This is a genomic window from Streptomyces sp. NPDC030165 (assembly GCF_055573595.1).
The window spans coordinates 129658-150866 of the sequence record NZ_JBVIBD010000022.1 but is presented as its reverse complement, the minus strand read 5'-3'; the positions used below and the strand labels follow the sequence as shown (position 1 = coordinate 150866).

At 71.9% G+C, this 21209-nt stretch carries 17 protein-coding genes; 10 read left to right on the top strand and 7 right to left on the bottom strand.

Annotated features, from left to right (window positions below):
* From ACZ4Z1_RS33260 to ACZ4Z1_RS33225, 8 genes are all read left to right on the top strand, one after another.
* The coding region (locus ACZ4Z1_RS33260; protein WP_468490382.1) for an ArnT family glycosyltransferase at positions 1 to 1743 on the top strand (1743 nt) is incomplete at its 5' end.
* Between the two features lie 121 nt (positions 1744 to 1864).
* Positions 1865 to 2599, top strand: a complete 735-nt coding sequence (locus tag ACZ4Z1_RS33255) for a GntR family transcriptional regulator (protein ID WP_468490381.1) — start codon at positions 1865 to 1867, stop codon at positions 2597 to 2599.
* Between the two features lie 167 nt (positions 2600 to 2766).
* Positions 2767 to 5085: a collagenase gene (locus tag ACZ4Z1_RS33250; protein WP_468490380.1), complete on the top strand. Its 2319-nt coding sequence runs from the start codon at positions 2767 to 2769 to the stop codon at positions 5083 to 5085.
* A 332-nt stretch (positions 5086 to 5417) separates the two neighbouring features.
* Positions 5418 to 7058 carry an APC family permease gene (locus tag ACZ4Z1_RS33245; RefSeq protein WP_468490379.1) on the top strand — a complete coding sequence of 547 codons (1641 nt, stop codon included), beginning with the start codon at positions 5418 to 5420 and terminating at the stop codon, positions 7056 to 7058.
* Between the two features lie 92 nt (positions 7059 to 7150).
* A complete protein-coding gene (locus ACZ4Z1_RS33240; RefSeq protein ID WP_468490378.1) occupies positions 7151 to 8722 on the top strand; it encodes a Y4yA family PLP-dependent enzyme in 1572 nt (523 codons plus the stop codon).
* Positions 8719 to 10065, top strand: a complete 1347-nt coding sequence (locus ACZ4Z1_RS33235; RefSeq protein ID WP_468490377.1) for a pyridoxal-phosphate dependent enzyme — start codon at positions 8719 to 8721, stop codon at positions 10063 to 10065. The genes ACZ4Z1_RS33240 and ACZ4Z1_RS33235 overlap by 4 nt, the downstream gene beginning before the upstream one ends.
* A gap of 6 nt (positions 10066 to 10071) precedes the next feature.
* On the top strand, positions 10072 to 11283 hold the full coding sequence (locus ACZ4Z1_RS33230) for an aminotransferase class V-fold PLP-dependent enzyme (protein WP_468490376.1): 1212 nt from the start codon (positions 10072 to 10074) through the stop codon (positions 11281 to 11283).
* Positions 11284 to 11417: 134 nt separating this feature from the next.
* Entirely contained in the window at positions 11418 to 12176 is a 759-nt protein-coding gene (locus ACZ4Z1_RS33225; RefSeq protein ID WP_468490375.1) for a class I SAM-dependent methyltransferase, read from the top strand.
* Positions 12177 to 12212: 36 nt separating this feature from the next.
* On the opposite strand, the gene ACZ4Z1_RS33220 is transcribed toward ACZ4Z1_RS33225, so the two are convergent.
* Both ACZ4Z1_RS33220 and ACZ4Z1_RS33215 read right to left on the bottom strand, forming a co-directional pair.
* Positions 12213 to 13043, bottom strand: coding sequence for a VOC family protein (locus ACZ4Z1_RS33220; RefSeq protein ID WP_468490374.1), 831 nt, complete (start codon positions 13041 to 13043; stop codon positions 12213 to 12215).
* 52 nt (positions 13044 to 13095) lie between these two features.
* Positions 13096 to 13935, bottom strand: a complete 840-nt coding sequence (locus ACZ4Z1_RS33215) for a SigB/SigF/SigG family RNA polymerase sigma factor (protein ID WP_468490373.1) — start codon at positions 13933 to 13935, stop codon at positions 13096 to 13098.
* 348 nt (positions 13936 to 14283) lie between these two features.
* Between ACZ4Z1_RS33215 and ACZ4Z1_RS33210 the strand changes: the two genes are divergently transcribed.
* Positions 14284 to 16383, top strand: coding sequence for a catalase (locus tag ACZ4Z1_RS33210; protein ID WP_468490372.1), 2100 nt, complete (start codon positions 14284 to 14286; stop codon positions 16381 to 16383).
* Between the two features lie 128 nt (positions 16384 to 16511).
* Here the strand turns inward: ACZ4Z1_RS33210 and ACZ4Z1_RS33205 are convergent, their stop codons facing one another.
* A complete protein-coding gene (locus ACZ4Z1_RS33205) occupies positions 16512 to 16631 on the bottom strand; it encodes an LPFR motif small protein (RefSeq protein WP_280526800.1) in 120 nt (39 codons plus the stop codon).
* 301 nt (positions 16632 to 16932) lie between these two features.
* Here ACZ4Z1_RS33205 and ACZ4Z1_RS33200 point away from each other — a divergent pair, with 301 nt between their 5' ends.
* A complete protein-coding gene (locus ACZ4Z1_RS33200) occupies positions 16933 to 17133 on the top strand; it encodes a hypothetical protein (protein WP_468490371.1) in 201 nt (66 codons plus the stop codon).
* Here ACZ4Z1_RS33200 and ACZ4Z1_RS33195 read toward each other — a convergent pair.
* From ACZ4Z1_RS33195 to ACZ4Z1_RS33180, 4 genes are all read right to left on the bottom strand, one after another.
* Positions 17097 to 18374, bottom strand: coding sequence for an amidohydrolase (locus tag ACZ4Z1_RS33195; RefSeq protein ID WP_468490370.1), 1278 nt, complete (start codon positions 18372 to 18374; stop codon positions 17097 to 17099). The two genes, ACZ4Z1_RS33200 and ACZ4Z1_RS33195, sit on opposite strands and share 37 nt — an antisense overlap.
* A 423-nt stretch (positions 18375 to 18797) precedes the next feature.
* On the bottom strand, positions 18798 to 19805 hold the full coding sequence (locus ACZ4Z1_RS33190) for an ABC transporter permease subunit (protein ID WP_468490369.1): 1008 nt from the start codon (positions 19803 to 19805) through the stop codon (positions 18798 to 18800).
* Positions 19802 to 20695, bottom strand: coding sequence for an ABC transporter ATP-binding protein (locus ACZ4Z1_RS33185; protein ID WP_468490368.1), 894 nt, complete (start codon positions 20693 to 20695; stop codon positions 19802 to 19804). Before ACZ4Z1_RS33185 ends, ACZ4Z1_RS33190 begins: the two co-directional genes overlap by 4 nt.
* Positions 20692 to 21078 carry a GntR family transcriptional regulator gene (locus ACZ4Z1_RS33180; RefSeq protein WP_468490367.1) on the bottom strand — a complete coding sequence of 129 codons (387 nt, stop codon included), beginning with the start codon at positions 21076 to 21078 and terminating at the stop codon, positions 20692 to 20694. The genes ACZ4Z1_RS33185 and ACZ4Z1_RS33180 overlap by 4 nt, the downstream gene beginning before the upstream one ends.
* Between the last annotated feature and the right edge of the window lie 131 nt (positions 21079 to 21209).

Here is a 21209-nt window from a genome sequence, read left to right as displayed (position 1 = left end):
CGCTGGCAAGGCCCCGCCACCGGCCTCCTGGCCGCCGCACTGCTCACCCTCACCCCCGTCACCGCCTCCCTGTTCGGCCACGCCATCCCCGACGCAGCACTGATCATGTGCCTGGTCCTCGCGGTGGATCAGGGGCAACGGGCCATGCTGAGCGGTCGGTTGGCCCCGCTACTGCTCGCCGGGGTATGGGTGGGCCTGGGGTTCCAGGCCAAGATGATGCAGGCGTGGCTCATCGTCCCCGCCCTCGCCATCGGCTACCTGATCGCCGCGCCGGTCACCCTCCGCAGGCGGCTGGGCCATGTGCTGACCGCAGGCGCGGTCATGGGGGCGGTGTCGCTGTCCTGGGTGCTGATGATGACGTTCACACCGAAGGACGTACGCCCGTACGCGGACGGCACCACGGACAACAGCGCCTTCTCGCTGGTCTTCGACCACAACGGTTTCGGCCGGCTCGCGAAGTCGGACGGCGCTCCGGCACGAACGAGCGCGGCAGCCGGCCAGGCCTCTGGCGCGAAGACCGGCGGCAGCAACGGTACGAAGACCGGTGGGCCCAACGGCGCAAAGACCGGTGCCACCGGCGGCCCGAAGACCACCGGCGAGCGCAGGACCGTCTCCGGCTCGGACGCGGGAAACAACGCCTGGTACAAGCTGCTCAGTACCCGCCTGGCGGCGCAGACCGGCTGGCTCTACCCGCTCGCGGTCATCGCTCTCGCCTTCGGTCTCCTCCAGCGCCGCGAGCGCCCCCGTACGGACCGTACGCGTGCCGGTTACGTGTTGTGGGGTGCGTGGCTGCTGACCACGGCGGCGGTGCTGAGCGCCACGCCCGTACCGCACACGGCGTACGTGGCAGCTCTCGCCCCTTCCCTCGCAGCCCTGTCCGCCGCCGGTGTCGTCACTCTCTGGCGCACCCGGTTCGGCAGCAGCCGTCTCGCGCGTGCCGCGCTTCCCGCCGCCATCGCCCTCCAGGCCGCCTGGGCGGCCTTCCTCGCGCTCCGCCACCCGGACTTCGCACCGTGGCTTCCGCCGCTCATCGCGGCGGCGGCGCTGCTCGGGATCACGGCGCTCGCCCTCAAGCCCGGGTCCCGCCGTCTCCCCGTCATCGGTCTCGCCGCCGGCTGCCTCGCCATGCTCGCCGCCCCGGCCACCTGGTCACTGTCCGTACTGGACACGCGGTACGCGGGGTCGTCGTTCGACGCCCACGCGGGACCGGACGGTCCCGGTTCGTTCAGCCACATCGCGCTGTCCGACGGCCCTGCGCAGCGCTCCACGCCCAGCAGCAGCCGTCAGGACCTGTCCCCCGTCGAGCGGCGTCTCCTTGATTACGTGCGGCAGCGCAACGGCCGGGCCGAGTACACCCTGTCCTCGGGCCCCGGCTGGGCCCGGTCCCGGGGCGTCCTGGCGACGGGCCTGCCCGTCCTGCCCCTCGGCGGGGCCTCGGGCCGGGTCCCCTCGGTCACCCTCGCCGCGTACCGGCACCTCGTCGCTTCGGGCGCGTTGCGCTTCGCGCTGCTCGACGCACCGGACGCGAGCGGTCGCGGCACTACGGACGCGGGCGCTCCCGTCTCCGAGAACGAGAAGATCGACGCCTGGGTGCGTGCCCACTGCGCGGAGGTCGACCCACGGGAGTACGGCGGCGAACCGGTCACCTCCGACTCCGACTCCAACTCCACCTCCGACTCGTCCGGAGACGCTTCGGCCGCCGGTCCCGGTTCTCTCTACGACTGTGCACCGCAGGCGAGTTGACCCATCCGTGCGGCCCGGCCCGACGTCACCACCGGCCCCCGTCCCGACAGCGCCTTGTACCCTGGGCACCTGTCCGACGCCGGTACGGAGTCCCCCGCGCGGGGCCCACCCAGGGGGCGATGTGAAGCACCTCGGACCCATCACCGGCCAGGAGCGGTTGCGCGACCGGGCCGCGCACGCCCTGCGCGCCGCGCTGATCGCCGGTGAACTGCGTCCCGGCACCGTGCATTCCGCCCCCACGCTCGCGGCCGGATTCGGCATCTCGGCGACACCCGTACGGGAAGCCATGCTCGACCTGGCGCGTGAGGGGCTGGTCGAGCCGGTGCGCAACAAGGGATTCCGGGTCACCGAGGTGAGCGAGCGCGACCTCGACCAGTTCGCGGAGATCCGCGCCCTGATCGAGGTGCCGACCGTGGGCCGGGTGGTCCGGCTGGCCTCCCGCGACGAGCTGGCCGCCCTGCGTCCGCTCGCCGAGGAGATCGTCTCCGCCGCGCGCGACCACGACCTCATCGGTTATCTGGAGGCGGACCGCCGCTTCCACCTGGGCTTTCTGGCGCTCTCGGGCAACGCGCGGCTCGTGGAGACCGTCGGCGACCTGCGCAAGCGGTCCCGCCTGTACGGGCTGACCGGCCTCGACGAGCGCGGTGAGCTGCTGCCGTCGGCGCAGGAGCACCTGGAACTGCTGGACCTGGCGCTGGCGGGCGACGCCACAGGGGCGGAAGCGTGCATCGCGCGCCATCTGGGTCACGTGAGGTCGCTGTGGGCGCGGCACGGGGAGGAGCCCGCCACGCGGCGGACCGTACGGGACGGCCGGAAGACGGCCCCGGCCCGGGCCCGTACGGCTTCGGGGCGCTGAGCAGCCGGGGAACCGAAAGGCTTACCCGACGGGTTGTCAGTGCAATGTCACATTACTAGGTTACGGGGCGCGCAGCGGCTGGATACGTCACCAACTCGCCTGTGCTGTCGGCCAGTTGGGCGGCCGTGCGCGTACGTGCCCTACACGCCTCTACACAGGAGCAGCCGGTGTTTCCGTTACGCACTGTGCGCAAGGGCCTGCTCGGCGCCGTCCTGTCACTGGGACTCGTACTCCCCGCGGCCCAGGCCGCCCAAGGCGCTGCGCCCGCCCGGCCGTCGGCCGTCCCGGCGGCGGCCCCCACCCCCGAGGCCGGCGACACCGACCGGGCCGACAGATTCGCCGACGCCCCCGAGCCGACGGCGCGGGACCTGCCACCCGGCAACGGCCTCACCCCCCGGGGCCGCATCCCCGGCGACCTGGTACGGGACGCTTCCGGTACCGCCCACCGCCCGGGCGCCGCGGCCCCCTGCACCCTCGACACGCTGACCCGCCTCGGCCCGGAGGCCCTCGCGGACTTCCTCACCGACCCGGCCGTCACCGTCGAAGGCTGTCTGCGCGGCCTGATCTGGAAGTGGGACGCGCGGCTGGCCCCCGTGATGTCGCGGGCGCACGTCCAGGCCGTGTCCCGCCGGGCCGGCGCGCTCGCACCAGGGCACGACGGGACGGACGCCACCCACCTGTACGAGCTGTTCACCTACCTGCACGCCGTCGTGTACCACGACTTCTCGCGTGACGAGATCGACGTGACGGACGCGCCCACGGTCGGGGCGATACGGGCGGCCGTCGCCGCGTACGGGACCGCGGCCCGCACCTTCGAGCCCACCCGGCACAACGCCGAGACGCTGCGCGAAGCCCTCACCACGGCGAGCGCGCCGGGGCTGCGCCAGCACCAACTCCCGCTGGTGAGACGGGTGCTGGGCACCATGGGGCCCGCCACGCCGACCGCCACGGACCCGATGTGGGGCGGCGCCGCCCTCGCCGCGCTCACCGTCAACTACCTCGGCGTGTACCCGGGCAACCACGACACCGCCTTCCGGGCCGCCGTCACCGCCGACGCCCCGTACCGCGCCGCTTTCCGCGCCTTCTCCGGACACACGCACCTGAAGGGGACGGCGAACGCCTGGGCGGTGCGCGACGCGCTGGGTGAGTACGGCCGCTTCGGGCAGATCGACGCCCTCAAGCCCGCAGTCGTCAGTGACCTCGGCACCCTGCTGGCCGTCGCGGAGGCCAACTTCGGGCGTCGCAGCGCGCCGTGGGCCGGCGTGGCGGGCTGGCTCAACCATTACGGCGTCTGCGCGCGCTACAACGTCTGTCTCCAGCAGATCGAGAAAGAGATCTTCCCCCACACCTACACCTACGACCGGGGCGCCCTCGAAGTCCGTACCGCACTCGACCGGACCACCGTCGACCAGCTCTACTACGCGAGCAAGAAGGTCAGGGCCCAGTTCTTCCGGGTGCTCGGCACCGACCGGCCGCTGGCCGGCGACACCAACACCACGCTGCACGTCCACCTGTACGCGTCCCGCGCCGAGTACGAGATCATGCACCCGCTGCTGACCGGCATGGGCACCGACAACGGCGGCGTCTACATCGAGAACGGCGCGACCTTCTACACCTATCAGCGGCGCGTGCCGCAGGATTCTTCGCTGACCCTCGAAGAGCTGTTCCGGCACGAGTACACCCACTACCTCAACGGCCGCTGGGCGGTGCCGGGCAGCTTCGGTGAGGCGCCCTGGTACACCGGCGACCTGACCACGGCCATGGACGAGGGCACCGCCGAGTTCTTCGCCGGCGGCACTCGCGACGACGGGGTCAAGGTGCGCAAATCGCTGGTCAAGGGCGTCATCGCGGACACGGCTGGCGGCGGCCCGCGGATGAGCGTCAACCGGCTGCTGCACGCCACGTACTCCGGCGACGGCTTCCGCTTCTACCACTACGCCGGCACCTTCTTCGAGTTCCTGTGGCAGCGGCGGCCGTCGCTGCTCCGGGAGATGTACGGCTACCAGCGCGCCGACGACCCGAAGGGGTTCGACGCATGGCGGAGCAGGCTGGGCGCGGACGGAGCGTTGCAGCGGGCGTACGACGCGTTCCTCGACGCGCAGATCGCCAAGGTCGACGACCTGTACGTACCCCGCACCACCTTCCACCCGGTCGCCTCGCTGCGCTTCGCCGCGGCGTCCGAGGTCCGGTCGGCCCTCGCCGCGGCCACGTACCTCACGCCGGCCTGCACGGGCAGCGGCGAGACGGCCGGCCGGGCCCGCTTCACCTGCACCGGCCGGATCACCGCCAACCTCTCCGACGCCCGCGACGCGGACCGGGTCTTCGCCGACATGTCGGAGGCCGTCGACTACTTCCTGCTGGACCGCGCGGCTCCCGCGGCCGACAACCTCGCCGACATGGACTGCTTCTTCGGGGCCGTGGACGTCTGGTCCGACGGCCGGGCCGGCAGCGCGTCCTACACGTGTGAGGGTCCGCTGCGCAGCTGACCGGCCGAATCGGGACGATTCGAACGTCCGGTCGCAGATTTCACACAGCCGTAATCTCCCTCCCTCCCGGCAGGCGTGCCACCGCGGTTGCCGCCGGACTCCCTCCACCATGACCGGGCAATTCGGACACCGGATGCCCGGTCATGCGTGGTGACGTGCGTCTTCACCGCCACGGAACGGCAGAATCCGCATGTGCACGTCCGGCATCTGCGGCGGACGGTGTGACTGCAGAGGAATCTGTGCGGTCGGTGACTGTTGTGGTGATGCATGCGCGGTGCACGCCGCGCGCGGGCGGCGGCCGCCGTCGGCAGGAACATCAGGGAGGAAGTTCGGTGTCGGAACGTCAGGTGACGGGTGAGGTCGACGAGGCCGGTGCGCCCGTGGTGGCGCAGGAGCGCCGATTGCGCCGGGACCTGGGGTTCTGGGGGCTCACCGCGATCGGGTTCTCGAACATCGTGGGATCCGGCTGGCTGTTCGCCGCCCTGTACGCGGCCCAGACGGCCGGACCCGCGTCCCTGCTGTCCTGGATCGGTGCGGGCCTGCTGTGCGGTCTGGTCGCGCTGGTCATGATCGAGCTGGGCGCGTCCCGGCCCGAGGGCGGCGGTACGGTCCGCTGGCCGCTGTTCGCCAACGGCCGGCTGGTCGGCACCCTGGTGGGCTGGTCGGTGCTGCTCTCGGTGGGCGGCACCGCGGCCGAGATCAGCGCGATCATGCAGTACGCCGCGCACTACGTACCCGGTCTGTACAGCGGCCACACCCTGACCCTGACCGGCGTGGGCGTCGCCGCCGCGCTCAGTGTGGTGCTGACGGCGCTGAACTGGTTCGCGGTGCGGATGTTCGCACGGCTGAACAACCTGGTCTCGGTGTTCAAGATCGCGGTCCCGGTGGTCACCGTCGTCGCCCTGATCGCCTCCGGCTGGCACGAGGGCCGTCTGACCGACCACGGCGGCTTCGCGCCGTACGGGTACGCCGCCTGCCTGACCGCGCTGGCCGGCGGCGGCATCGTCTACTCGGTCAACGGCTTCCAGGCGCCGCTGGACTTCTCCGGCGAGGCCCGCAACCCCCGCAAGACCATCCCCGCCGCCGTCCTCACCGGCATCGCCCTGGCCGTCGCCATGTACCTGGCCCTCCAGGTGGCGTTCCTGTTCACCGTCCCCGAGAGTGTGCTCGGCGGCGGCTGGAAGGGCGTCTCCTTCGAGTCCCCGTTCGGGCAGCTGGCGCTGATCCTCAACCTGCACTGGCTGTCCAGCCTGCTGTACGCGGACGCGGTGATCTCCCCCGGCGGCTCTGCGTACGTGGGCGTGGCCATCAACGCCCGGCACACCTACGCGCTCGCCAAGAACCGTACGATCCCCCGGTTCTTCATGAAGGTCAACGCGCGGTTCGGCGTGCCGCGCCGGGCACTGGCCATCAACCTCGCGGTGATCGTGATCTTCCTGCTGCCGTTCGGCGGCTGGCAGGACATCGTCAGTGTCATGGGCAACATGTACCTGCTGATCTACGGGGCCTCAGCGGTCGCCGCCGCGGTCTTCCTCGCCGACCCGGGAAGCAGCACGACCGGCTGGGTGCCGGGACTGCGCTGGATCGCGCCGGTCAGCTTCGTGGTGGCGAGCGAGTTCGTGTACTGGTCGGGCTGGCACACCCTGCGCCTGGCCCTGCCGCTGGTCCTCGCCGGACTGCTGATCTTCCTGGCCATGCGGCGCTCCGGGAAGGGTGCGGCGGACGCCGTCGGCGACCGGGACGGGGCCGGGCGGCGCCTGCCGCTCCGTGCCGAACTGCGCACCGGGGCCTGGCTGGTGACATACCTGACGGTACTGACCGTCCTGTCGTGGCTGGGCAGCTTCGGGGGCTCCACCCGGCTGCCGGCCCCCTACGACTCGCTGGTCGTGGCGGCCTTCGCGCTCGCGGTCTTCTTCTGGGCCGTACGGTCGGGCGTGCGGCACCTGGCGGAGTCCCGTACCGCCACCGTGTGACCGCCGTGGGCCGGCCGCGCCCGCGGCCGGTCCGCCCCGTCCGTTTCCGCGGATGAGGTGGCCTGGGGTCCGTACCGGGGGAAGTATTGCGTATGGACGTTCCGTTGTACCTCGAACCCCGGTTGGAGCCCCGGCTGGCGTCCCTGCTGCGCGCAAGGACGTTTCTCCATACGCTCGCCGGCGGGCTCGGGTCGCCGCTGAACGTGGTGTTACCGGACCGGACGGCCGAGAACCTGGCCGCCTTCCGGGCCGTCTACAGAAGACACCACCTCAGCGGCGGCATCTTCTTCGCGCACAAGGCGAACCGCTCCAGCGCCCTGGTCCGCCGGCTCGCCGCCACCGAGGCGGCCGTGGACGTCGCCTCCCTCGGCGAACTCCAGCATGCCCTGGGGTCCGGCTTCGTACCAGAGCGCATCATGGCGACCGGGCCGAAGAACCCGGAGTTCCTGTGGCTGGCGGCCCGTTCGGGCACCACCGTGAACATCGACAGCCCGGCCGAGCTGGACGAACTCGCCGCGCTGGTACGGGACTACGGCCTCCCCCGCGCCCGCATCCTGCTGCGGCTCTCCGGCTTCTGTGCCCCCGGTGTCAAGCTGCTGACCCGGCAGAGCCGCTTCGGCACGGCGGAAGCGGAGCTGGACGGCCTGCTGAAGTCGGTGGAACGGCACCGCGGCGCGGTGGAGCTGACCGGAGTGGGCTACCACCTCGACACGACCAGCCCGGCCGAGAAGGCGGTGGCGCTCGAAGGGTGCGTCAAGGCCCTGGACGTCTGCCGCGCCCGGGGCTTCACGCCGCGCGCCGTCGACATCGGCGGCGGCTTCGGCACCGACTACCTCGCCGACGGCGCCCAGTGGCAGCGGTACACGACCGAGCTGACCAACGCCGCGCTGGGCACCCGCCCGCCCATGACCTGGCGCCGGCACACCTACGGCCTGCGCAACGAGAACGGCACCCTGCGCGGCGCGCTGGCGCTGTACCCGGCGCACCGTCCGACCGCCGGCGCCCAATACCTGGACGCGCTCCTCTCGCTCCCGGCCCCCTCCCTGGGCCGTCCGCTGGCCACCCTGCTGCTGGAGAACCTGTACGAGCTGCACACGGAGCCCGGGCGCGCGCTGCTGGACCAGTGCGGGGTCACCCTGGCGCGGGTGCTGGAGGTGCGCCGTACGGAAGCCGCGGACCGCGTGGAAGCCGCTGACCGTACGGGAGCCACCGGTGAGCCCGCGGGCCCCGGAAGCCGTACGGGCCCCGGCCACCTCCTGGTGCGCCTGGACGCGAACGCCGACGACATCGGCCTGGAGGAGCACGGCGTCCTCGTCGATCCGGTCCTCGTCCCGCGGGCCGCGCCGGGAGGCGCCCCGGACGCCGGTCCGGTGGCGTGCTACCTCGCGGGCAACCTCTGCCTGGAGGCCGACATGATCACCCGGCGCGCGGTCCACCTGCCGCGCGCGCCGCGCCCCGGTGACCTGCTGGCCTTCGCGAACACCGCCGGCTACTGCATGGACTTCAGCGCCGACGAGGCCCAGCAGCAGCCCGTCGCCCGCAAGGTCGCCGTATGGCAGGAGGGCCCCGCGGACGACGCGGACGGGGAGGAGACCTCCTGGCACTGGTGCCTGGACGAACAGTACTGGCCGCACGTGAACCGCCGGAGGAAAGGGTCTGCATGAGGTTCGAGCGCATCACCGACGCCATCGGCAACACCCCGCTCGTACGCATCGATCCGTCCGTGCACGGCCTGCGCACCATCGATCTGTACGCCAAGCTGGAGATGCTCAACCCGTTCGGCTCGGTCAAGGACCGGGCGGCCTGGAACATGGTGCGGGCCGGGCTGCCCGCCGCCGTGGACGAGGACCGTACCGTCATCGAGCTGTCCAGCGGCAACACCGCCAAGGCGCTGGCCGTGCTCGCCGGGATGCACGGGGTGCCGTTCAAGAGCGTCACGAACCGGATGCGAATACCGGAGGTCAAGGACCTCCTCCTGCTGCTGGGCGCGGAGGTCGAGGAGCTGCCGGGACAGACCGAATGTCTCGACCCGACCAACACCGACGACCCGCTCACCCATTTCCACCAGACGCTCACCGAGCCGGGCAGCGCTTATCTGTACACGGACCAGTACTACAACGACCGCAACACGCAGGCCCACATGGAGGGCACCGGCCCGGAGATCGTCAAGGACCTGGACGGCCGGGCGCCGGACTGGTTCATCGCCTGTGTCGGCACGGCCGGCTCGTCCACCGGGGTCGCCCGGGTGCTGCGGGAGCACGACCCCGGGGTGGACGTGGTCGGGCTGGTCTCGCACAAGGCGGATTTCGTGCCCGGTATCCGCACCATCGACGAGGTGCAGGAGGTCGGCCTGTTCGACCCGGGGACGTACGACACGATCGCCTCCGTCACCGCCGACGAGGCGATCGACGGAATGCTGACCCTGGCCCGGCGGTGCGGCATCCTGGCCGGTCCGACCAGCGGAGCCGCGTACTTCGGTGCCGTGCGGCACCTGCGCGAGGTGGACACCGACCCGGCACCGGGGGCGGACCCGGACGGCCCGGACGGACGCCGGACCGCCGTATTCATCGTGTGCGACCGCATCGAGAGCTACCTCGGCTACGTACGGCAGCGGCGGCCCGAGCTGCTGGGCCGGCCGCCGCAGCCGAACTCCGTCGCCACCCTCTCCGACACCGAGGTACGCCGGGCACCGGACATCGGCGTCGAGGACGCCGTACGGTGGATCGAGCGCGACCGGCCGCTCGTCGTGGACCTGCGCAGCCCGTTCGCCTACACCGCGCTGCACATCGCCGGTTCGGTCAACATCGTCGACGAGCTCTTCGGTGAACTGGTGAGAGGCGGCCTGCCGTTCAGCAAGAGCCGCCCGGTCCTGCTGGCCTGTCCGGTCGGCGAGCAGTCCGCCAGGTACGCCGCGCTGCTGGCCCGCATGGGCCACCCCGACATCCGCAGTCTGCGTGGCGGAATCATCGCCTGGCGCGACGCGGGCGCCCCGCTGGTACGGGAGTGACAGCCGATGACCACGACGAACGCACCCGCCACCGCGGCCCTGGACGAACTGCGCGCGTGGCACACCGGCGTACGCGCCCAGTTCCCCATCATCACCGGCGCCCCGCAGCTCGCCTACCTGGACAGCGCCGCCACGACACAGAAGCCGCAGGCCGTCCTGGACGCCGTGCTGCACTACCTCACCACCGGCAACGCCAACGCCGGGCGCGGCACGTACACCTGGGCCAACCGCACCACGGCGCTGGTCGAGGAGACCCGTCAGCGGATCAAGGAGTTCCTCGGCGATCCGGAGCCGGAGCGCTCCGGGGTGCACTTCGTCAGCGGGGCGACGGCGGGGCTGCGCGCCGTCGCGCACGACTGGCTGGCCGGCCGTCTGGGCGACGGCGACGAGATCGTGGTGCCGCTCGCCGACCACCAGGCGAACATCGTGCCGTGGCTGGAGGTCCGGGACCTGCTCGCCCGGCAGGGCCTGCGGATCCGGGTCCGCCCGATGCCGTACCAGGCGGGTTCCGGCGACTACGATCCGGCGGCGCTGGCCTCCCTGACCGGGCCGCGGACCCGCTTCGTGGCGGTCACCCACGTGCATCACGTGTACGGCGGCGACATGAACGTGCACCGCATCCGGCAGGCGGTGGGCCCCGACGTGCCGATCTGCCTGGACGCGGCCCAGAGTGTGGGGCACATCCCGGTGTCGCTGGCGGACCTGGACGTGGACTTCGCCGTCTTCTCCGGGCACAAGGCGCTGGCGCTGCCCGGCTCGGGTGCCGTGTGGGCCCGTAACGCGCGGGGCCCGGCGTTCGTGCCCGGCGGGTGGGACGGCAGCCCCAACACCACCGGCATCCGAAGCCTGCTGGCCGCGTTCGACTGGCTGGACTCGGTGGGCACCGGCCGCGTCGAGCGGTGGACCACCGCGCTGGCCGCGCGGCTGACCGAGGGCCTGCGCCGGCTGCCCGCGTACGAGGTCCTGGGCTGCCGGCGCAGCCTGGCGGCCGACGCGGACGTACAGCGGCGGCAGGGCATCGTGACCTTCCGGCACCACGGCATCGACTCGGGCGATCTGGGCTTCGCGCTGTTCGACCACGGCTTCATGGTCCGTTCGGACAGCCTGTGCCAGGGCAGCGGGGGCGAGCGGCAGCACTCGGTCCGGGTGAGTCTGCACGCGTACAACTCCCCGGAGGAGATCGACCGGCTGCTGGACGTGCTGGGGGCGTGCGCCTGAGGGGAGCGCGCGCCCTGGCCGGGGCGTGCGCCTGCCCCCTTTGGAGTGACAGCACGCCATTGGAAACCGTTTTCACCTGTAGGTTGAAAGCCACCGGGCGGACAGGTGCGAGACGGCTGAGGTGGCGCGACCGGATGGGACTGAGTACGGCTACGGCCGCCGTGTGGGTACGGCGGTGGGAACGGCAGCAGCAGCGGTACGCGATCGACCGTGAGGAGCGCTTCACGGTCGTCGCCGACGCCGTCGAGAAGGTGACCGGCCGGCAGGAGCGGTCGCTGGTCCTCGACCTCGGGTGCGGGCCCGGGTCGCTGGCCGCGCGGCTGGCCCGGCGGCTGCCCGGCGCGGACGTCGTGGCCGTCGACAAGGACCCCGTACTGCTGGCCCTGGGAGAGGCCCACTACGGCGACACGGTGCGGTTCGTCGAGGCGCCGGTGGGCGTGCCCGGCTGGACGGACGCCCTGGGCCTGGAGCGTCCGCTGGACGCGGCGGTCTCGTCGACGGCGCTGCACTGCCTCGCGCCGGACGCGCTGCGCCGGGCGTACGAGGACCTCGCCCGCCTCGTCCGGCCCGGCGGCGTACTCGTCAACAGCGACCGGTTCCGCAGCCCGCGGGGGGACCGGGCCGCGGAGGTGGCCGCGCAGGTGGGCCTGCGGCGGGCCGAACGGCAGCGGCCGCCCGGCCGCGAGGACTGGGCGTCCTGGTGGGCCGCTGCCGCCGCCGACCCGGAGCTGGCCGACCCGTTCACCGCCCGCCGGGCCCGGCACACCCCGCACCGGGTCCACAACGGAATGCCCCTGTCCCACCACGTACGGCTGCTGCGCCGGGCCGGGTTCCGGCACGCCGCACCGGTCTGGCAGTTCGGCGAGGACGCGGTGCTGGTCGCGGTGCGGTAGCCCCGGCGGGCGGGCTGCGGGCGGGCTGCGGCGGGCTCAGGAGAGGGCGATGATGTGGAAGAGGGTGCCTTCCGGGTCGCGCAGTTCGGCCACGGGGCCGTGCGAGGTGCGTTCGGCCTGGGACTCCACCCGGCCACCGAGCTTCTTCGCGGTCTCCACAGCCTCCTCGACGCTCGGCACCTGGAAGTGGATGTTCCAGCGCGGCCGCACCTGAGGGTCGGCCGCCGCCTCGATCGCGCCGCCGTAGAGGCCCACCGCGTCCCGCTCCTCGACGCTGAGCACCACCCGCTCGTCCTCCCAGCGCACGTCGAAGGGGCTGTCGTCCGCTTCGCTGTACCAGTCGAAGAGGTCGCCGTAGAAGCGCGCGGCGTCGAACGCGTCCCGGGTGCGCAGCTCCACCCAGACCGGCGCGCCGGTGCCGACCGCCTGCCGGTGCGTCTGCGGGGTGCTCTCGCGGCACTCCCACAGGCCGAAGTTGGCCCCCGCCGGGTCGGCGGCCAGCGCCAGCCGGCCCGCGTCGAAGTCCAGCGGGCCGATGGCGACCGTGCCGCCGCGTTCCCGGACCCCGTTCGCCGCGTCGTCGGCGTTGCGCGTCCCGAAGTACGTCGTCCACGCGTTGGGCAGTTCGGTGTGGCGGGCGGCCGCGCTCAGCCCCGCCACCGCCGTGTCCCCGGCCATCGCCCGTACGTACGGGCCCCACCGGTCCGGTCCGGCCTCGAACCGCCAGCCCAGCAGCGGCCCGTAGAAACGCTTCGCGACATCGAGGTCCCCCGTCAGGAGGGTGGCCCACGACGGCACCCCGGGAACGAACGTCATCTGGCACTCGCCCATGTAAAGCCGGCCCTTCTCCACCATTGTGTCCAGCACTGCTACTGCGGTCCTACCAGGAAAGGCAGGACCGCATGTCATTTCCATCGGCTCATGCCGCGACCGAACTGGCGGGCGCCTCGGGGCCGGTCCCGTCGGCCTGCTCGCGAATGCGCGCGCAGGTCCGCTTGATGAGACGGCACACATGCATCTGGGACAGCCCCAGTTCCTCGCCGATACGGCTCTGTGTCATGTCGCAGAAGAACCGCATGTACAGGATGCGGCGCTCACGCTCCGGAAGGCCGCGAAGACCGTCGCGCACCGTTTCCCGGGCGAGCACCAGCTCGTACTGCGACTCGGTGAAACCGATACTGTCACGAAGGGCGAAATCATCGTCGGCGCCCGGCCGCTCGGCGTCCAGCGAAAGAGTCTTGTAGCTTTCGATGGCTTCCAGGCCGAGGATGACGTCGTCGGCGGAGAGCCGGGTGCGTTCGGCGATCTCCGTGACGGTCGGGAAACGGCTGTCGGAGGCCGTGGCCAGTTCGCGTACGGCGAGCCGCACGGTATTGCGGAGTTCCTGGACACGACGGGGTACGTGCACGCCCCAGGTGCAGTCCCGGAAATGCCGCTTGACCTCCCCGACGATGGTGGGGATGGCGTAACTCTCGAATGCGCTGCCACGTTCGGGCCGGTACCCGCTGATCGCCTTCACCAAGCCCAGCGCCGCCACCTGTTTCAGATCGTCCATGCTTTCACCGCGGTCCCGGAAACGCAGCGCGAGACGTACGGCCATCGGCAGCCAGGCTCGTGTCAGTTCGTCACGCAGCCGCCGTTTCTCCGGGCCTTCGGGAAGTTCTGCCAGACGCGTGAAAACGGCGTTCGTCTCGGCCGCGTCCGGCGTGTCCGGAAAAGCTCGTCGGCGGTGTGACGGAGCCGTGGCGGCTGTGCTCACGGGATCACTCTCCCAACGGACGCGGGGTGGGCGTCGTCTCCGAGACGGCGGAGGCACACCGGCCGGACAACCTCACGTTGCCCGCATACCGGGTCCGACCAGGCACGCGGCATACGCCCAACGTCTGTACCCCCGAGCATAGGACGATCAGCGCCGACTCGCCTGCGGAGCGCTCACGCGTCGCTGCACGCCGTCATCCGACCGGCCCGAAACGCACGTTTGACCATTCGGCCGATCGGATACCCGGCCTTGCGGAGTGCCCTTGCGACGGGCCGCCGGACGCGGCGCGCATTCGCCGTGCGGGCGCCCTTACGCGCGTGGACAGGGCAGACAAGGAGCAGTATTCCGATGGCCGATCCGAAACAAGAACAGCGTGACCGCTTCCGTGCCGCAGCCCCGGATTCCGGGCCCATGACGACCGACCAGGGTGTGCCGGTCGACCACACCGACGATTCTCTGCAGGCCGGCGAGCGCGGCCCCACGCTGATGGAGGATTTCCACTTCCGGGAGAAGATCACCCGCTTCGACCACGAGCGGATTCCGGAGCGGGTGGTGCACGCGCGCGGCGCGGGTGCGTACGGCTATTTCCAGCCTTACCGGTCGTGCGCCGAATTCACCCGGGCAGCCTTTCTCCAGGACCCGACCGTGAAGACTCCGGTGTTCGTCCGGTTCTCCACCGTGCAGGGCCCGCGCGGCTCCGCCGACACCGTGCGTGACGTACGTGGTTTCGCGACGAAGTTCTACACTTCGGAGGGCAATTACGACCTGGTGGGGAACAACTTCCCGGTCTTCTTCATCCAGGACGGCATCAAGTTCCCGGACTTCGTGCACGCGGTGAAACCGGAGCCGCACAACGACATACCGACGGGTGCGTCCGCACACGACACGCTGTGGGACTTCGTCTCCCTGCAGCCCGAGACGCTGCACACGATCATGTGGCTGATGTCGGACCGGGCCATCCCGCGCAGCTACCGGATGATGCAGGGCTTCGGCGTGCACACCTTCCGGTTCGTCAACGCGCAGGGTCAAGGCACCTTCGTGAAATTCCACTGGAAGCCGAAGCTGGGCGTGCACTCCCTGGTGTGGGACGAGGCCCAGGAGACCCAGGGCCGGGACCCCGACTTCAACCGCCGGGACCTGTGGGACGCCATCGAGGCCGGCCGGTACCCCGAGTGGGAGCTGGGCGTGCAGCTCGTACCGGAGTCCGACGAGCACGCTTTCGACTTCGACCTGCTGGACGCCACCAAGATCATCCCGGAGGAGCAGGTCCCGGTGCAGCCCATCGGCCGGATGGTGCTCGACCGCAACCCCGACAACTTCTTCGCCGAGACCGAGCAGGTCGCCTTCCACACGGCGAACGTCGTGCCGGGCATCGACTTCACCAACGACCCGCTGCTCCAGGCCCGCAACTTCTCCTACCTGGACACCCAGCTCATCCGGCTCGGCGGACCGAACTTCGCCCAGCTCCCGGTGAACCGGCCGGTCGCCCCGGTCCGCAACCACCAGCGCGACGGATACCACCAGAACGAGATCCACCGCGGCGCCAATTACCACCCGAACTCGCTCGGCGGCGGCTGCCCGGCCCTGGCCGACCCGGACGACCCGGCCTTCCGGCACTACACCGAGCGCGTGGACGGTCACAAGATCCGCCGCCGCAGCCCCAGCTTCGCGGACCACTACACCCAGACCGCGATGTTCTGGCACAGCATGGCCGACTGGGAGCAGCAGCACATCGTCGACGCGTTCCGCTTCGAGCTGGGCAAGGTGGGCGCCAAGGAAGTCCGCGCCCGTACGGTCGAGCAGCTCTCGTACGTGGACCACGCGCTGGCCGTCGCGGTCGCCGAGGGCATCGGCGTACCCGCGCCGCCGGAGCGCCCGGACACGCCGCGGCCGGCCCTCTCCCCCGCGCTGAGCCTGGAGAACAACCGCGGGGACGGCTCGATCAGCACCCGGCAGATCGCCGTGCTGGTCTCCGACGGTGTGGACGCCGCCCCGACGATCGCGGTCCGTGACGCGCTGACCGAACGCGGCGCGATCGTGGAACTGCTCGCCCCGCAGGACGGCACCGTCCAGGACAAGGACGGCAGCACGCTCGCCGTGGACCGGGCGCTGCCCACCGTCGCCTCGGTGCTCTACGACGCGGTGCTGCTGCCCCCGGGCGGGCTGGACTCCGGCAACGCGGCGGCCGACGACGCGGCCCTGCGGTTCGTCCGCAACGCCTACCGCCACGGCAAGCCGGTCGGCGCCCTGGGCACGAGCGTGGACAAGCTGGCCGGCCTGCTCCCGGACGAGCTGCGTACGGCCGCCGACGGGGACTCGACCGTCTCCGAACTGGGCATCGTCACGGACCGGCTGCCGGACGGCGCGACGGCCCAGGCCTTCACGGGAGCGTTCGCGGACGCGGTCGCGGCACACCGGCACTGGGGTCGGCCGGCGCCGGCCGGCTGAGACCCGGCGCACCAGCGCGAAGGCGTACGGCCGTCACGCGGCCGTACGCCTTTTCCGGTCTTTATGGTTTTTACGGCTTTTGCAGTTTTTCCGGTTTTTCCGGTTTTCCGGCTGCATCAGCGGCGGAATCAGCGGGCCGAACGCGAAGCACCCCCGAACAACCGGGCCAGCGCCCTGAACGGCAGTGTGACCACTGCCGCGAGCGTGCTGCCCACGGCCCTCAGCACGTCCGCGATCGCTCGGAACATCCCACACACCTCCTGGTCTCGGTGGCGCGGCGGACCGGCCGGACGCCCGCCCCGGTCCGCCGCGAACGGCCGCAGCACCGGGTAGCCCCCGTACGGCACGGGAAACCCGTACGGGCGAACGGCCCGCCGCCGCTCCGGGCATGATCACCGCACGGCAGGGAACCCGCTGGGGCGTGCGGCACCCGGTGGGAAACGGGTGCCCGGCCACCGCGCCGCCCCGCAGGCCGGGGCCGCGGGGCGCCGGCCGGACGACCGGCCCGCCGGACCGCACGGCCGACGGGCCCACAGGAAGGACTGCTCCATGGGAAACGACCGCAAGCCCACCGACTCCGCCGCCGACGAGGTGATCAAGGAGTTCGAGGACGCGGAGCTGGACGTCACGGGCGACGAGAACGAGGACGAGCGGGTCGGCAAGGAAGGGGACACGTTCTCCACGAACCTGGAGGAGCAGCAGAACGCGGCCGGTCACCCCAAGGGCGAACCGGCCGACGAGCGCCGCTGACGCGGGCCCGCCCCACCGGCCCGGGCCCGGTGCGCCGCCGTGACCCGGGCCCGCTGGTCCGGGTCACCGGCCAGGTCCGCGGCCGTCAGAGCCATGGCCAGGGCCGCGTCCGACACCGCGCGGTCGGCGTTCTCACCGACGGACGCCGCGGCGAACTCGGCCGTATGCGGCCGAGCACGACAGGACAGGCCGATGGTGGGGTGGATGGCGGGCAGGAAGTGGCTGATGTTGCCCATGTCGGTGGAGGCCCCGATGAAGGCCGCGGGCTCGGGGTCACGGCCCAGCGCCCGTACGTGCCGCGCGTAGGTGTCGCCCAGCCACACGTCCTGGCGCAGGTCGGCGTAGGCGGGGGCCGGCTCGGTCAGCGTCAGCTCGCAGCCGGTGGCCATCGCGCCCGCCTCGAAGCAGGCCCGGACACGGGGCCACAGGGCCTCCAGTCCGTCCAGGGTGTCGGCGCGCAGCTGCCAGCTCATCCGGGACCGCGCCGGGATGATGTTGGTGCGGTCGCCGCCGTGCGTGACGATGCCGTGCATCCGTACGCCGTCGGGCAGTTGCTGGCGCAGCAGGGCCAGCGCGGTCTGCGCGACCACACACGCGTCGGCGGCGTTCAGGCCGTCGTGCGGGGCGACGGCCGCGTGCGCGGCACGGCCCCGGTACTCCGCCTTCACGCCGCGTGATGCCCGGGACGTACCGCCGAAATCGTCCGCCGGGCCCGGGTGGACCATCATCGCGCACGACACGTCGTCGAAGGCGCCCGCGTCCAGCATGAGGATCTTGCCGCCGCCTCCTTCCTCCGCCGGCGTACCCAGCGCCTTCACCCGCAGCCCGAGGTCACCGGCAGCCGCCGCGAGCGCGATGGCGGCGCCCGCCCCCGCGGCGGCGATCAGGTTGTGCCCGCAGGCGTGGCCGAGGCCGGGCAGCGCGTCGTACTCCAGGCACAGCCCCACGGTCAGGTCGGCGTCGGCCGGTCCCGCGGTGGCCGTGAAGGCGGTCGGCAGCCCGGCCGTGCCGCGTTCCACGGCGAAGCCGGCGTCCGCCAGCAGGCGGGTCAGGGCATCGGCCGCACGGTGCTCGGCGAAAGCCGTCTCGGGGTGTGCGTGGAGGTCGCGGGCGAGCGACAGCAGCGCGTCACGAACGGCGTCGAGCCGGGTGCGGATCGCGGCGTCCGGAGTCGGGGCGGTACGGGCCAAGGTGACCTCCTCGTCGGCGCGCGCCCCACGGGGGCCGGTGCGCGCCTGCATGGTGTTCTCGGTTCAGCGGTCCACGGTCATGGACCGTAACGCGGTGACCTCCACGGGGCCCAGGGCTGCCCGCCGTCCGTCCGCAGCCGAGACCGGCCCTTCCCCGTGAGTCACCCGCGCCCAGTGGGACGGACGCGCCGCACCGCCCGGCGTGCGCCCGCATCCCGCGACCGGGCGCGGAACGTGCGCCCTGCCCGCCCTGCCCGCCCGCTCCTAGCCTGCGAACGTGGGCCACAGGAGGACGAGCGAAAGGAAGGTCGAGTTGACGTGACGGTCTTCACCAAGGCCGGCAGCAAGCAGGTCACGGCACCTTCAGCCGGTTCCCACGGCTCCGCCTGACCAGCTCGGCCCCGTCTGCCGGGGCGGCCCTGGACCTGACGGCCGGCCCCGGCGGAAGGAGCGCGCCGCGGGGGTCCGGACCGATCAGCTCCTGCGACGGCGCAGCCACCAGGAGCAGAAGCCGCCCGACAGTACGGCGAGGGCGAGGTAGACCGCGGTTTCGGACCACTGGAAGGCCCAGTAGCGGTCGGCGGGCTGATAGGCGATCCGTGTGTGCAGGCCCGTCGGGTCGGAGCAGCCTGACGCCTCCTCGCCGCCGGCCGGCGCCGCGCTCTTCGCGCAGGCCAGACTGCCGCTGGTCTGGCGGCCCGAGCGGTCGAGGATCGGGGTGGTCCCGGAAACGACCCAGTCGCCGGGTCTGGACACCCGTACGTCCACGTGGACGTCGGAGCCGGAGCCGGACCTGACGAACGTGAAGCGGTCGGACCCGGTCGGCGGGAAGACGAGCGCGACATCGGTGTGCACCGGCGCCTGGAGGTACGGGCGGACCGCGAGCGGCACCAGGATCTGGACGGCGGCGAAGACAGCCAGGGTGACGGCCATGGCGGGTACGGTCCGGCGGATCAGCAGCCCGGCGCAGGCGCCGACGGTGAACGCGAAGGCCGCGTAGCCGAGGGGCACGATGCCGCGCGCGCTGAACAGCAGGGGCGAGAACCGGTCCATGGTCACCCGGTCGAACGGACCGGCCCACCACGTCACCAGGAGACTGAGCAGTCCGGTGACGGTGACGGCGGCCAGACCGACGGTGGCGAGCTTGACCGCGAGCCAGCGGGTGCGGGTGACGCTCTGGTTCCAGACCAGCCGGTGGGTTCCCGTCTCCAGTTCGCGGGCGACCAGCGGCGCGCCCCAGAAGACACCGAGGAGGCCGGGAGCGGCGATCATCAGCCCCGTGGCGAGGTAGGAGAGACCGGTGTACCCGGAGAGGAAGTCCGCCCTGACCGCGTCACAGCCGCTCGCGCAGCCGGCGACGGCGGTGTCGTAGGAGTGCCGCATCCGCAGGCCGGTGAACAGGAGGAGAACGGCGAACGCGGCCAGGACGCCGAGGGCGACGAGGACGTGGACGCGTAACTGTCGCCAGGTCAGCCAGATCATCTCAGCGTCTCCCGTACGGGTCGGGTGCCGGGCGCGGCTCCGGCCGGCTCCAGGTAGGTGAGCACAAGGTCCTCCAGGTCGAGCGGTTCCATGGCCCAGGACGGGTCATGGACGGCCGTCTCGGCACGTACCACGAAGGTGCTCTGCCGGCCGGTGTGGGCGGCCCGGACGACCTCCAGGCCGTCCGGCAGGCTCTCGACGTCGCGGCGCGCCGTGGTGAGGCGGAAGTGGGTGGCGAGCAGTTCCTCGACGTCGCCCGCGAGCCGGACGCGGGAGGCGACGAGGGAGATCAGGTGGTCGCAGACCCGTTCCAGGTCGGAGACGAGGTGCGAGGAGAGGATGACGGTGGCTTCGTGCTCCGCCACGAACTCCATGAGGCCGCGCAGGAATTCGCGCCGCGACAGCGGGTCCAGTGCGGCCACCGGCTCGTCCAGAAGCAGCAGGTCGGGCCGTTTCGCGACCGCGAGGGTCAGGGCGAGCTGGGCGCGCTGCCCGCCGGAGAGATCACCGGCCCGCTGGCCGGGGTCGAGACCGATACGGCGGATCCGGTCGTCCGCGAGCCGGGCGTCCCAGCCCGGGTTGAGACGGGCCCCCAGGCGCAGGTGGTCGGCGACGGTCAGAGCGGCGTAGGCCGGTGCGTCCTGGGCGACGAAGCCGACTTTCGCCAGCTGTTCCGGGCCGGACGCGGGAGGGCCGCCGAGTACCGTGATGGTGCCCGAGGTCGGAGTGATCAACCCGCAGGCCAGTTGTAACAGGGTGGATTTCCCTGCGCCGTTGGGGCCGACCAGTCCGACCACCCGCCCCCTCGGCACACTCAGGGTGCAGTCGGACAGTGCCTGCCGGCGCCCGTACCGCTTGCCCAGGCCTGCGGTTTCGACAATCGCGGTCATGTCTCCTCTTCGGTGTGCGTACGGAACGTGGTCCGGAACAGGGCCTCGATGCTCTCCGCGTCCAGCCCGGCGGTCCGCGCCCTGCCGAGCCAGCGCAGCAACTCCTGGCGCAGCGGCTCGTGTTCGGCGGTCGAGAAGTCGCCGAGCGTGCCGGTCACGAAGGTGCCGACACCGGGCTTGGGCGCGGCGAGGCCCTGGTGCTCGAGCTCCCGGTAGGCCTTGAGGACGGTGTTGGGGTTGACCGCCACCTGGGCGGCGACGTCCTTGACCGTGGGCAGACGGTCCCCCTCGGACAGCAGACCCAGCCGCAGGGCCTGGCGTACCTGCTGGACCAGTTGCAGGTACGGCGCGACACCGGACCGGGTGTCAAGGTGAAACTCCATCACGGGAAAACTCTATTCATCTAGGCTCCTAGCACTTTAGGACTCTAGATGTACGGCCGGTCGTACTGCCATGCCCGGTACCGGAGTTGACCGGATCCGGGTCGGCCGAGGCTGGTTCCGACCTGCCTCGA